The organism is Leekyejoonella antrihumi, from assembly GCF_007845645.1.
GTDB lineage: Bacteria > Actinomycetota > Actinomycetes > Actinomycetales > Dermatophilaceae > Leekyejoonella > Leekyejoonella antrihumi.
On the sequence record NZ_VCQV01000001.1, the window covers coordinates 259,006 to 271,784 of the forward strand.

Here is a 12,779-nt window from a genome sequence, read left to right on the forward strand (position 1 = left end):
AGGCCGGTTACCGCTGCACGCGATACCGGATGAAGGCCGGCGCCGTGATCGCCGCACCTATCACCAGTACCACGACCAGAACTCCACCACCGGTAGCCGCGACCGAGGTGCCCACCAGGCCGCCCACTGTGCCATGCAGCACATCCGCAAGCCGCGGGCCGCCGGAAACCACGACGGTGAACACGCCCTGCAGCCGGCCACGCACCTCGTCGCCGGCCGCCTCCTGCAGCATCGTGGACCGGAACGCCGCCGATGCCATGTCTGCAGCACCGCCGATCACCAGCGCCAGCAGCGCGAAGACCAGCATCACCCCCATCGAGCCGTGCGCCATGCCGACCGCGACGCCGAAACCGGCCATCGCCAGTCCCCAGACCACGATTGCGCAGATCACGGCATATCCCTGGCGGCTGGTGCGGGAAACCCAGCCGGAGAAGACCCCTCCCACCACGGCGCCCGCCGGTATCCCCGCGAACAGCAGCGCGAACGCCAGGCCACCATCCACCGGGCCGCCGAAGCTCTGGTGGGCGATCTGGGGGAAGAGGGCACGTGGCATCCCGAAGACCATTGCGATGATGTCGACCAGGAATGACATCAGCAGCACCTTGTGGTGCCGTAGATAGGCGAATCCATCCATTACAGAGCGGAACCCCGCCTTGTGCACTGGCCCCTCGGGTGGCAGGCCCGGCAGCGAGATCACTGCCCACAGGGTCGCGAAGAGAGAGATCGTGTCGACCAGATAGAGCGCTGCGAAGCCAAGCACCGGGATCAGCGCACCCCCGACCATCGGACCGGCAATCGCACCGAACTGCAACACGGTCATGTTCAGCGAGTTGGCCGCCGGCAGTTGCCTCATGGGAATGATGCGCGGCAGGATCGCACTGCGCGTCGGCTGGTTGATCGCAAAGAACGCCTGCTGCACGGCAAAGATCGTGAGCAGCAACCACACGTTCTCGAGGCCGAGCAACGCCTGCGCGAAGAACGTCGCGCTGGTCGCGATCAGCGCGACGGTGCTGATCATCATCAGGCGGCGACGGTCCATCACATCGGCGAGCGCGCCTCCATACAGCCCGAAGAAGATGAGCGGCACCAGCCCGAAGGCACCGGTCAGGCCGACGTATGCCGAGCTGCGCGTGATGGCGTAGATCTGGGCCGGGACGGCCACCACCGTCAGCTGTGCGCCGATGACGGTGATGATGTTTGCCGTCCAGAGGCGGCGAAATGCCGGCACTCGCAGTGGCGTGGTGTCCGCGAACATGGCGCGGACGCCGGAGGAACCATCGTGCACGCCGCGCTTGGGGGAGATCACGAGAGCTCCTTTAGTCGCAGCAAATCTAAGGCACCTCGGGCACGGCCATGCGAGCGCACCCAGGTTGTTCGCCTACCGTGCAGTTGTGAACCGCACAGCCCGTCGACTACGCACTGTCACCAGCGTCGCGGCGGCGGCAGGCTGTCTGGTCGTTCTGGCCGGCTGCGGCGGCGGAGCCTCCCATGCCGTCTCGACCCCCGGCGCGAGCATCGGCACCAGCACCGACCAGGCTCTGCCCAAGGCGATCCTGGACCTGCCGTTCACCGACTCCACCGGCAAGACCGTGCACCTGAGTGACTATGCGGGCAAGACCATCGTCATCTCCGACACGATGACGCTGTGTCAGGAGACCTGCCCCTTGGACACCGCGACCGTCGTGCAGACGGCCCGCGACGAGGACAAGGCCGGCATGAAGAACGTGGTCTACCTGTCCATCACCGTGGACCCGACGCGCGACACCACTCCACAGATCGCCGCGTACCGCAAGCTCTACTCCCCCGCCCCGTCCAACTGGCTGATGCTCACCGGCAGCACCAGCAACGTCAACACGCTGTGGATGTTCTTCGGGGTGTGGCGTCAGAAGACCACGGACAGCGGCACCGCGCCGAAGAACTGGCGCACGGGCAAACCACTCACCTACGACATCAGCCACTCCGACGAGGTGTTCTTCCTCGACCAGCACGGTCATGAACGATTCATCCTGGAGGGACCTCCCGTGACGAAGGAGAGCGAGATTCCCAAGACGGTGTACACCTTCATGAGCGCCAGTGGCCACAAGAACGTACTCAAGCCCGCGACGACCGCCTGGACCGAGTCTCAGGCCCGCGAGGTTCTCCGCTGGGTGAACCAGGTCTGAGCCACTACGCCGCCTCGCTCAGCGTGAGCCGCCGAATCGTCCACCTCCACCTCCACCACCGGAGAAGCCACGGCCGGTGAGGCTGCTTGTCGAACCGCTCTCGTTGGACGGGAAGACCGAGGTCAGGTCCGCCAGCACGACGGACTGGCCGGCCTTGAGCCCGTTGGTCACCTGGGCACGTCCGTCCCCGATCGCGCCGACTCCGACAATCGTGGTCGTCACCGACGTGCCGTTGGCGACCTGCACCGATGCCCGACCGTTTCCGAGCATGGCCAAAGCGGAGACCGGCACCGTAACCGCGTTCGTGGCCGTCTTGGTGTCCACCGCAACCTGCACCGATGTGCCGGATGCGAGCGGCGGCGGTGCATCCGGCACCACGACCGTGACTGGATAGGTCGGGCTACTGGTTGACGACGGCAGGATGCCGATCTGCGTCACCGAGGCCGCGATGGTGCCGAGCGCGCCGGGAGCCGACACCTGCGCAGTCTGACCGACGGACAGCGATGGCAGCTGCGTCAGCGACGCCTGCAGAGTGATCTGTGCATCGCCCTGCCCGACGATGGTGATGGATGAGGAGCTGGTCGCGTCCTGTCCGGCCGTCATTCCCACGGCCGCGACCACACCATCGATCGGAGTCGTCAGAGTTGCTCCCGCAGAAGCCTGCTCGGCCTGCGTGACAGCCAGCTGCGCCTGCGCTATGGAAGCCGCACTTGAACCTCCTGACCCCCCGCCACCCTGGCCGGACTCCGCAGAGGTGGCCGCCGACCCGCCAGCAGAGGCCCCCTTGCCGCTGGACGTTCCGTTGGGGGTGGTGGTGGAGTCGCTGGTGGGCGCCGCAGCACTCTGCGAACCCGTCGTGCCGTGTGCGGCGGAGGACCCACCCTGGGTGCTCTTCGTGGGCTGAGATCCGCCCTGGGTTGAAGATCCCCCGGGGCCGCCGCCGGATGACGAGTGCCCGGAGCCCGATGAAACCGAGGCGACCAGCGAAGTGAGGCTCGACAAGGTGGCCGATGCGGTCGTCAAGGCACTCGATGCGGTCTGCACGGCGGCGATGCGCGCGGCCAGTTCCGCGGAGTTGACTGGCGGGGTCGTCGGGCTCGTGGTGGGCGTCGGCGGCGAGGTCGTCGTGGGCGGAGGCGTTCTGCTGCTCGTCGGACTCACCGTCGGCGGAGGCGTGCTGGTGCTGGTGGGCGCGCTGGTGGTCGGTGCCGGGGTGCTGGTGCTCGTCGTCGTGGTTGGGCTCGGAGTTCGCCGTCCTTGATGTGCACAACACGTGCCGCCTCGGCGGCCACCTCGGGCTCGTGGGGGATGATGAGTACCGTTCGCCCCTGTTCATGAAGGTCACGGAACAGATTGAGCACTTCCTGGGTCGCGACCGAGTCGAGGTTGCCGGTGGGTTCATCCGCAAGGATGAGGTCCGGATCGGTCACGAGCGCGCGGGCGACGGAGACTCGCTGCTGCTGCCCGCCGGACATCTCCAGCGGTCGATGCTCCAGTCGGTCGCCCAGACCGACTCGTTCCAGGGCCGCTTCGGCCATCTGCCGGCGTTCCCCCGGGGGATGCCGGCAGAGATCAGGGGCAGCTCGACATTGCGCCATGCACTGAGCGAGGCCAGCAGGTTGAACTGTTGGAAGACAAAAACCGATCTTTGCGTTGCGAACGTTCGCGAGGGCGGCCTCGTCCATGCCCGAGACGTCCACCCCGCCGAGCTCATACGAGCCTTCGGTTGGGAAATCCAGGCAGCCCAGAATGTGCATCAAGGTCGACTTGCCCGAACCCGAGGGCCTCATGATCGCAAGGAACTCTCCCTCCGGGACGATCAGGTTGATACCGCGCAGTGCGGCGACCTCCACCTCGCCGAGGTGGAGGTCTTGGTCACGTCATGTAACACCAGCAACGGCTGGCGGTCGGCGTCAATCGCCAGGTGTATGAGGCTCATTCGCCGCTGCCCCTTGAGCCGGAGAAGCCGGACCCACCGAATCCGGAGCCGCCGAATCCCGACAGGCCCGAGCTGCTGCGGCCACTCCCGGAGCTGCTACTCGTTCTGGAGCCGATGGGGTTTCGGCTGGCAACAGCGACAGTCTCGCCGGCCTGGACACCAGAATTGATCTGGGTCCGGCTTCTCAGCAGCGGATGCCTGGCTCGTGCCCGCTGCCGAGGTCTCGCTGTCCTCCGCCGAGGTCAGGGTGTCCTGAGCAGCCGTGACACTTGCCTGCAACGAGGTCGGGTCGAGCGCCGCGACGTCCTGTCCCGCGCTCACCTTGTCCCCGACACCCACCGACAACGAACTGATGGTGCCGCCGCTCGCGAAGGTCAGATCCGCCTCATGCGCGGGAACGAACGTCCCCGTCGTGCTCAGGTCTGGGACACGGTCCCGAGCGTCACCGGTTGGTTCGTCGACGTAGCCGCTGCCGTCGTCTGCGCCGGGTCACGGTGCTCGTGCCACCCCACGCCCCGCCTGCGGCAGCGACGAGCACCACCGTTGCACCTGCGGCGGCAGATCGTCGACCGTGCCGATTTCGAGTCCCAGCCATCCTGGTTGCTCTCGCCTTCTGGACCAGGTCACCTCGAAACGGTGACGACTTCTAGAACCTAGGAGTGCGACCTGGCATGGGTCTTTCGGCAACCTGTGGCGAGGTTATGGACCACCTGAAAGCCACCTGAGGCGGGCATTCACCCGCTGATCGGCCACCGGTTGCCGCGATGCCGCCTCACACGCGGCCCCCCGGTGATAAGCAGTACTAGAGCCACCCCACTCCAGGAGGTCACCATGTCCACCTCAGCCGCCGTGCGCAGCAGCACCGTCGATGACATCGCCCGCCGCGCCGCGCAGTCCTTCCGGGACCGGGTCGCGGTCCGATTCCAGGACCGGACCTGGACGTATGCCGAACTGGACCATGCCGTGGATGCCGTCGCCGCGCACCTGCGGACCCTCGGACTGGATGCCGGCGCCCGCATCGCCGCCTACGGCAGGAACTCCGACGCCTACCTGATCGCCTTCCTGGCCTGCTCTCGAGCCGGGTTCGTCCATGTGCCCATCAACTACAACCTGGTGGCCCGTGAGCTGAACTACCTGATCGAGCAGTCCGGCTCGACGGCTGTGCTGGTGGATCCGGCCCTGCGCCCGCAGCTGGAAGCGCTGGACCGACACCCTGGGACCGCCATCGCGCTGCGGGACGAGATCGGCTCCATCGCCGAGATCGCCCACGCCGCAGACGCGGAGACGCCGCACGTCAAGGTCGACCCGGGGGACGGCGATGTCGTCCAGCTGCTGTATACCTCTGGGACCACCTCGCTACCCAAGGGCGCGATCATCACTCACCGCGCGCTGATTCACGAGTACGTCAGCTGTCTACAGGCCCTCGAGCTGACCGGTGCGGACGCGCCCCTACACGTGATGCCTCTCTATCACTCGGCACAGATGCACGTGCTGCTCGTGCCGGCGCTCATGGTCGGCGCCGAAAACACCATTGTGGAGACGCCGGAGCCGGGCGACATCCTGCGCCGCCTCCGCGAGGACGGTCACCGGGCGTTCTTCGCCGCACCCACCCTATGGGTTGCGCTTGCGAACCATCCGGACTTCGAGCAGGGGCTGGGCGGCCTGCGGAAGGCCTACTACGGCGCCTCGATCATGCCGGTACCGGTGCTCAAGCGGCTGCAGGAGATGGCGCCCGAGCTCGGCTTCTACAACCTCTTCGGACAGTCCGAGATCTCACCACTGGCCACCGTGCTGAAGCCGGCGGAGCATGCGGACCGCCCCGACAGCGCCGGCCGCCCGGCCCTCTTTGTCGAGGCACGGGTCGTCGACGGGGAGGGCAACGACGTGTCGACCGGGGAGCTCGGCGAGATCGTCTACCGCTCGCCGCAGCTGTGCGAGGGTTACTGGGACAAGCCGCAGGAGACCCAGGCCGCCTTCAACGGTGGCTGGTTCCACTCCGGGGACCTGGTGCGGATGGACGAGCAGGGCTACATCTTCGTGGTCGATCGCATCAAGGACGTCATCAACACCGGCGGCGTCCTCGTGGCGTCGCGGGACGTCGAGGACGCGCTCTACACCCACCCCCAGGTCGCGGAGGTCGCCGTCGTCGGGCTGGCGGACGACAAGTGGATCGAGGCCATCACGGCGTACGTCGTGCCCAAAGGCCAGGTCAGCGCCCAGGAGCTGATTGAGCACACCCGGGGCCAGATCGCTTCCTACAAGGTGCCCAAGAGGGTCATCTTCGTCAACGAACTGCCGCGCAATGCCTCCGGCAAGATCCTCAAACGTGAGCTGCGAAGCTGACCACCCAGTGTTTCCCAAGAATCCACATCGACCTGTCAGAATGAGCGGCGACGATGGTGGTTGGTGCGCATTTCGCGCACTACATCGGAGCGAGGAAGGCGGTGGACTCGATGGGCCTGATCAGCATCCGGCCGGCTGCGCTGCGCACGCAGCAGGCCGACAGCGCCGTGCTGTCCGTGGGGTCGGCCATCGCCGCCACCTGCATCGTGGTTGCCTTCATCGGGGTTCCTGCGCTGGTTGTGCTCGGCATCGTTGCGCTGATCGTGGCGCCGAGTGCCGCGATCATGCACCCCGCCTGGGTCGCGCTCGCGGTGCTGGCGATCTGCTGGACCCTTGCGCTCGCGGTCGGCGTGGTGCTCACGATCATCGGTCGGCGCAGCGCCGCCGCCGATCGCCGCAGCTGACCTTTCGGCGGGCTATCTGCTCGTGGAGAACTGCCGCAGTCGCAGCGAGTTCGTGACCACCAGCACCGAGGACGCCGCCATCGCGAAACCAGCGAACATCGGGTCCAGCAGGCCGGCCATTGCCAGCGGGATGCCGGCAACGTTGTAGGCGAACGCCCAGGCCAGGTTGCCCTTGATCACCCCGAGCGTGCGACGGGACAGGCGGATCGCGTCGACCACTCCGCGCAGGTCGTCGCGCATGAGCGTGAGGTCGCCGGCCTCGATCGCCACATCCGTGCCGGTGCCCATCGCAATGCCCAGGTCGGCCTGGGCGAGAGCGGCGGCGTCGTTGACACCGTCGCCGACCATCGCGACGACCTTGCCCTCGGCCTGCAGCCGCTGCACGACCTGCGCCTTGCCCGCGGGCAGGACACCCGCGATCACCTCGTCGATGCCGACCTGGTCGGCCACCGCGCGTGCCGCGCGCTCGTGGTCACCGGTCAGCAGCACCGGAGTGAGCCCGAGCGCCCGGAGCCGGTCGACGGCCGCGCGGGAGCTGGGCTTGACGGTGTCCGCGACCGCGACGAGGCCACGGGCCACGCCGTCCCACCCGACGGCGACGACGGTCTGCCCGGTGACCTGCATACGGTCGAACTGCTGCTGCAGGTCATCCGGCAGCTTGATCGACCACTGCTCGAGCAGCCTCGGACGCCCGGCGACGGCTGCGCGACCGTCGACCACACCAGTGACACCGAATCCGTCCACGCTCGCGAAGGACTCGACAGTCGACAGGCCGGCCTGCGCGGCGGCACGGGCGGCGATCGCGCGGGCGATCGGATGGGTCGAGGCATCTTCGACGGCGCCGGCCACGGCCAGCACCTCGTCGGCGTCCGCCCCCTCGGCCGCGACCACGTGCTGCACGCTCATTCGGCCGGTGGTGACCGTGCCGGTCTTGTCGAGCACGACCGTGTCGACGGTGCGGGTCTGCTCCAGCACCTCGGGCCCCTTGATGAGGATGCCGAGCTGCGCACCGCGACCACTGCCGACCAGCAGCGCGGTGGGGGTGGCGAGCCCGAGCGCACACGGGCAGGCGATGACCAGCACGGCCACCGCAGCGGTGAACGCTCGCAGCACCGATCCGTCGAGCATCAGCCAACCGATGAACGTCACCGCGGCCAGCCCGAGCACCACCGGCACGAATACTGCCGCCACCCGGTCGGCGAGCCGCTGCACGGAGGCCTTCCCGGACTGGGCATCCGACACCAGCCGACCGATCTGAGCCAGCGCGGTGTCTGCGCCCACGCGAGTGGCGCGCACGACCAGTCGCCCGCCGGTGTTCACGGTGCCGCCGATCACCTCGCCGCCCGGTTGCACCTCGCGGGGCACCGGCTCGCCGGTCATCATGGACGTGTCGAGCGCCGACGAACCGTCCTCGACCACACCATCGGTTGCGATCTTCTCGCCGGGGCGCACCAGGAACCGGTCACCGACCCTCAGGTCGTCGACCGGGATCCGCTCCTCGACGCCACTGCGCAGCACCGCGACGTCCTTCGCGCCCAGCTCGAGCAGCGCACGCAGGGCCGCGCCGGCCGATCGCTTGGACCGCGCCTCGAGGTAGCGCCCGGTCAGCAGGAACGCGGTGACGCCGGCTGCCGCCTCCAGGTAGATGACGGACGCCCCGTCGACCGCGCCGACGGTCAAGGAGAAGTGGCTGCGCATGCCGGGATCGCCCGCGCTGCCGAAGAAGAGTGCCCATAGCGACCACGCGTAGGCCGCGAGCGTCCCTATCGAGACCAGCGTGTCCATCGTCGATGCCCCGTGTCGCAGGTTGCTCCAGGCGGCCCGGTGGAAGGGCAGGCCGCCCCAGACGACCGCGGGCGAGGCCAGCACGAGCGCCAGCCACTGCCAGTTGTCGAACTGGATGGCCGGCACCATCGACAGCACGATCACCGGCAGCGCGAGCGCCCACGTCACGGTCAGTCGGGTGCGCAGCCGGGCCGCCTCGTCGGGCGCCGCAGGCGCCTCGTCTACGGCACCGTTGGCGGGCGGCGCGGGCAGGCTGGCGTGGTATCCCGCCGCCTCCACGGTTTGCAGCAACTGATCGATCGTCACCGGCTCGGCATACCGGACCCTGGCGTGCTCGGTCGCGAAGTTGACGCTGGCCTCGACTCCATCGAGCCGACCCAGCTTCTTCTCGATCCGCGCCGCGCAGGATGCGCATGTCATCCCGCTGATCGCAAGATCGAGCTCGGCGGGTGCCTGTGGTGCTGACTGGGTCGTCATGACGCTCACAACGATACCCCCTATGGGTATATTCCAAGCCGGCGCCGTCCGACGAGTGAGCTGCGAGCCGACGGCCTCCCGATAGGTGGTCTCAGCGCGCCCAGACGGCGACCGTGGCGTCGTCACACGGCTTGCGCCAGCATCGCACCGACTCCTCGCGATGCACGGTCTCGACCTGCCGGGTGCGCGCCAGCCAGTGGTCTGCACTCTCGCGCAGGTAGGCCGTGACGAGCGCCTCCGGTGTCAGCTCGTCGAAGATCTCGGCCAGGCGCATCGCGCCGTCGGACGCGAGGACGACACCAGCCACCTCGTCGACGGGGGTGCTGCCGGTCAGTGCATGATCCGCCGCTTCCGGTCGGTGGCCGGCACACCAGAACCCGTCTGCGTCCGGGCGCGGAGGGTTCCGGATGGCCAGGTCATAGGCCCGCCATGCCTCGAGCATGTCTGGGTCGTCCTGGTCTTGCCGGGGATCCAGTCGGCTACGCACGTCGCGCAGCTGGGCACCGAGAGGGTGACGGACCTTCGCCAGCCGGTCGTCGGTGATCACCCGCGCACCGTCTGGCCCGACCAGGCCGAGCGAGGAGTCGGCGAGCACGAGATGCTGCAGCTCACCGCCTACGCGCCGGACCGCGACGACGGTCGCACTCGGTGAGCCCGCGTCGAGGTCGCAGGTGCCCGAGTGCATACCGGCAACGTCCGCGATGGTTTGCGCCAGTGCGTCCGGCATGGTCGCCGCAGGATCTTGCAGGTGGCCCAGGTAGCGGTCCACCGCGAGGTGGGAGAACCAGTCGACCGAGTGACTGCAACCTGCCCGCGTGGCCGCGGGCATCCCGGCGCCGTCCATCAGCACGATCGCGTCGCCCCGACACCCGGCGGCATCCTCGTTGGGTCGGGTGGCGGTGGCAGGGATGGTCGTGATGTCGGCCCGCAGCATGCGCCCAGTCCAGCACATGGCAACCGAAACTCCGGCACTCGCCAGTCGAGAGCCGCCAACCCGCCGGCCGAGAGCCGGCGAACGACGTGAGTCCGGTTGATCGAGTCCCGCGCCCTCCAACTCGACCGGCGTGGGGTGAGTCAGGAGGTACGGGAGCCGGCCTTGTCGATGACCTTCCAGGTGGCCGGCAGCAGCAGCGCGACCACAACCGCCTTGATCGCGTCGCCTGCCAGGAAGGGGAACGCGCCGAGCTTGAGACCGGTCAGCAGGTCGACGTGCGCGAAGCCCATCAGCCACGGCACGCCCACGGCATACACGATGACGGCCCCGACGCAGCCCATGCCGATCGTGGCGCCCAACGACCGGTCGGCCCGACGCCGAGCGAGCATCCCGACCGTGAGCGCCGCCGGCAGGTAGCCGAGCACGTACCCGAACGAGGCGAAGGCCCAGCCGGTCGCGTGGTCGGCAAACACCGGGACTCCGACGAGGCCCAGCACCGCATAGAGCAGCACGCTGAGGCCGCCGCGGGCCGGCCCGAGAGCGGCGCCGTTCAACAGGACGGCGAAGGTGGCCAGGGACAGCGGCACCGGTGTGAACCACAGCGGAATCGCAAGCTGGGCGGCCACCGCGAGGAATGCCGTCCCGGACAGCACGAGCGCGGCATCGCGCACGCGGGTGCCAGGGAGAAGGTCGCCCAGCACCGGCGAAGCCGGCAGAGTTGCGGTGCTCATGGTGGTCTCTCCTACCTGCAGGTCGCCGCAGGACACTCCTGAACGGCGTTCATTGAACGTCGTTCAGGATAGGTTAGGCTGCACACGTCGTCAACCACGAAGACGGGGACATGGCTGGACGAATCCTGCGCGCGGACATCCTGCGTGTCGCGATCGAGCTGCTGGATCGCGGCGGACTGCCCGCCCTGGTGATGCGCCGTATCGCCGCCGAGCTGGACGTGCAGCAGAGCGCGCTCTACTGGCACTTCCGCAACAAGCAGGAGCTGCTGGCTGCGCTCGCCGACCAGATCATCGACGCCGTCGCCGCCCCCACCTCGACGGGCTGGCCCAGCCGCCTCGAGGAGCTGTGCGGCAACCTGCGCGCCGAGCTCTTGGAGCACAAGGACGGCGCCGACCTGGTGGCGACGGCGTTCGCCTTTCGACTGGGAGCGGGCGAGGCCATTCGCAGGTTCGAGGGCGAGCTGGACCGGGCCGGGCTCTCGACGCAGGAAGCGCAGACCGCTGCCTCCGTGCTGCTGCACTACGTGCTGGGCTACACCACCAACGAGCAGCAGCACCGCCAGGCTGCGGACCTCGGCGCGCTCGACCCGCAGAGTATGCCGCACGACCGGACCCCGTTCGGGACGGAGGACTTCCTGCGTGGTGTGCGTCTGGTAGTGCGAGGCATCGGACCGGCCGCAGCGGACGGCTGACCCGCCCGCCGGGGCTGCCGTTGGTCAGGCGACGACCTCCGGGTCGGTGTCGTCTTGATCCCGGTCATCCGAAGCGGCATCCTCGGACTCCCGCGCCTCGGCGGCGGCGTTCTCGGCGGCGAGCTCGGCTGCCTTGTCCTCCAGGTTGCCGATGGCTTCTTGCGACCGCTCCACCTCGGGCACCAGCGCGGCGCCCTCCCGGGTAAGCAGCTCATCGGTGTTCGACCGGTTGATCAGTCGCACCTGCAGCTGCTTCTCCAGCTGGCGGACATGCAGCGAGACCGTCGAGCGCGAGTAGCTGAGCCGACGCGCGGCGCGCGACATACCGCCGTGGCGCACGACGGCAAGGAAGCTGCGCAGCGGAGCCAGATTCGTAATCATGCGGTCCCATCGATAAAGGTGGCCCGGGCATATGACCCGGGACACAGGATATCTCGGGCGACGCCGCAATGCGCCCGGCAGGACTGTCTTGCGGGCCCGTACCCTCATCCGGTGACCACGCCGACCATTCTGGATCCTGACAGCAACAGCTACTACCGCCCGCTGGGCAACGGTCGCTATCTGCCGACCCTGCACGTGCAGGGCGCCTGGAACGACCACGAGCAGCACATGTCTCCGGTCGGCGGACTCATCGCCCACGAGCTGATGCGCCACGAACCGCGCGCCGACATGCAGCTGGCCCGCATCAACTTCGAGATCCTCGGGCTGATCCCCGCGCAGGACACGCACATCAGCGTGACCACCATTCGACCGGGTCGCACCATCGAGCTGCTCGAGGCGACCCTGACGATCGGCGAGCGGGTGATCGTCCGTGCCCGCGCCTGGCGGCTGTCGCGTCAGGACACCTCGGCGGTGGCGGCCGTCGAGCTGCCGAGCATGCCCCCACCCGATGAGTGCACGGCATACAACCCGACGCAGGAGTGGCCGGGCGCCTTCCTCGCCTCGTTGCGTATGAAGGCGGTCCCCGGCGGGCGGGCGGGACGTCGCAGCGTGTGGGTGCAGTCCACCAAAACGCTCGTGGAGGGCGTCGACGTCGACCCTCTGGCCTCCTACGCCATGCTCATCGACACGGCGAACGGCATCGCGACCCGAGTGCGGCCGCACGAGATGATGTATCCGAACGTCGAGCTGTCAGTCCACCTGTTCCGCAATCCGGACGCCCAGTGGGTCGGGCTGGACACCTGCGTCACGTTTGGTGAGAGCGGGATCGGGCTGACGTCCACCACTCTGGGTGATATCCACGGCCCCGTCGGCCGGTCCGAGCAGTGCCTCACCGTCCGCGACCTCCCGACGGGCTGATCGGCGCCGCAGC

Annotated in this window: 13 protein-coding genes; 6 read left to right on the forward strand and 7 right to left on the reverse strand. The window is 68.4% G+C overall.

Annotated elements, in window-relative coordinates; genetic code table 11:
• Nucleotides 1-7: 7 nt before the first annotated feature.
• A complete protein-coding gene (locus FGL98_RS01260; RefSeq protein WP_342779931.1) occupies nt 8-1,306 on the reverse strand; it encodes an MFS transporter in 1,299 nt (432 codons plus the stop codon).
• An 85-nt stretch (nt 1,307-1,391) separates the two neighbouring features.
• Here FGL98_RS01260 and FGL98_RS01265 point away from each other — a divergent pair, with 85 nt between their 5' ends.
• Nucleotides 1,392-2,162, forward strand: a complete 771-nt coding sequence (locus FGL98_RS01265; protein WP_186525900.1) for an SCO family protein — start codon at nt 1,392-1,394, stop codon at nt 2,160-2,162.
• 18 nt (nt 2,163-2,180) lie between these two features.
• Here FGL98_RS01265 and FGL98_RS26655 read toward each other — a convergent pair whose 3' ends face one another.
• Entirely contained in the window at nt 2,181-3,185 is a 1,005-nt protein-coding gene (locus FGL98_RS26655; RefSeq protein ID WP_222431947.1) for an efflux RND transporter periplasmic adaptor subunit, read from the reverse strand.
• Between FGL98_RS26655 and FGL98_RS01275 the strand changes: the two genes are divergently transcribed.
• The gene (locus FGL98_RS01275; protein WP_222431952.1) at nt 3,151-3,423 is read left to right on the forward strand and encodes a hypothetical protein; all 273 of its coding nucleotides are present in this window, start codon (nt 3,151-3,153) and stop codon (nt 3,421-3,423) included. The two genes, FGL98_RS26655 and FGL98_RS01275, sit on opposite strands and share 35 nt — an antisense overlap.
• Here FGL98_RS01275 and FGL98_RS26995 read toward each other — a convergent pair.
• Nucleotides 3,320-3,952: an ABC transporter ATP-binding protein gene (locus FGL98_RS26995; protein ID WP_425460969.1), complete on the reverse strand. Its 633-nt coding sequence runs from the start codon at nt 3,950-3,952 to the stop codon at nt 3,320-3,322. The genes FGL98_RS01275 and FGL98_RS26995 overlap by 104 nt on opposite strands.
• Nucleotides 3,953-4,932: 980 nt before the next feature.
• On the opposite strand from FGL98_RS26995, the gene FGL98_RS01290 reads away from it, so the two are divergent.
• Nucleotides 4,933-6,444, forward strand: coding sequence for a fatty acyl-CoA synthetase (locus tag FGL98_RS01290; RefSeq protein WP_146314829.1), 1,512 nt, complete (start codon nt 4,933-4,935; stop codon nt 6,442-6,444).
• Between the two features lie 53 nt (nt 6,445-6,497).
• Nucleotides 6,498-6,848, forward strand: coding sequence for a hypothetical protein (locus FGL98_RS01295; RefSeq protein WP_146314830.1), 351 nt, complete (start codon nt 6,498-6,500; stop codon nt 6,846-6,848).
• Between the two features lie 12 nt (nt 6,849-6,860).
• Here FGL98_RS01295 and FGL98_RS01300 read toward each other — a convergent pair whose 3' ends face one another.
• The 3 genes from FGL98_RS01300 to FGL98_RS01310 all read right to left on the reverse strand — a co-directional run bounded on the left by FGL98_RS01300 (nt 6,861) and on the right by FGL98_RS01310 (nt 10,775).
• On the reverse strand, nt 6,861-9,110 hold the full coding sequence (locus tag FGL98_RS01300) for a heavy metal translocating P-type ATPase (RefSeq protein WP_146314831.1): 2,250 nt from the start codon (nt 9,108-9,110) through the stop codon (nt 6,861-6,863).
• A gap of 91 nt (nt 9,111-9,201) precedes the next feature.
• Complete coding sequence (locus tag FGL98_RS01305; RefSeq protein ID WP_146314832.1) at nt 9,202-10,044, reverse strand: hypothetical protein; 843 nt, start codon at nt 10,042-10,044, stop codon at nt 9,202-9,204.
• Between the two features lie 140 nt (nt 10,045-10,184).
• Complete coding sequence (locus tag FGL98_RS01310; protein ID WP_146314833.1) at nt 10,185-10,775, reverse strand: biotin transporter BioY; 591 nt, start codon at nt 10,773-10,775, stop codon at nt 10,185-10,187.
• Between the two features lie 110 nt (nt 10,776-10,885).
• Between FGL98_RS01310 and FGL98_RS01315 the strand changes: the two genes are divergently transcribed.
• Nucleotides 10,886-11,467 (forward strand): TetR family transcriptional regulator, encoded by a 582-nt coding sequence (locus FGL98_RS01315; RefSeq protein ID WP_146314834.1) that lies wholly within the window; start codon nt 10,886-10,888, stop codon nt 11,465-11,467.
• A 24-nt stretch (nt 11,468-11,491) separates the two neighbouring features.
• On the opposite strand, the gene FGL98_RS25170 is transcribed toward FGL98_RS01315, so the two are convergent.
• Nucleotides 11,492-11,848, reverse strand: a complete 357-nt coding sequence (locus FGL98_RS25170; RefSeq protein ID WP_246136305.1) for a helix-turn-helix domain-containing protein — start codon at nt 11,846-11,848, stop codon at nt 11,492-11,494.
• Between the two features lie 111 nt (nt 11,849-11,959).
• Here FGL98_RS25170 and FGL98_RS01325 point away from each other — a divergent pair, with 111 nt between their 5' ends.
• Nucleotides 11,960-12,766, forward strand: a complete 807-nt coding sequence (locus FGL98_RS01325) for a thioesterase family protein (RefSeq protein ID WP_246136306.1) — start codon at nt 11,960-11,962, stop codon at nt 12,764-12,766.
• The last annotated feature ends 13 nt before the right edge of the window (nt 12,767-12,779 follow it).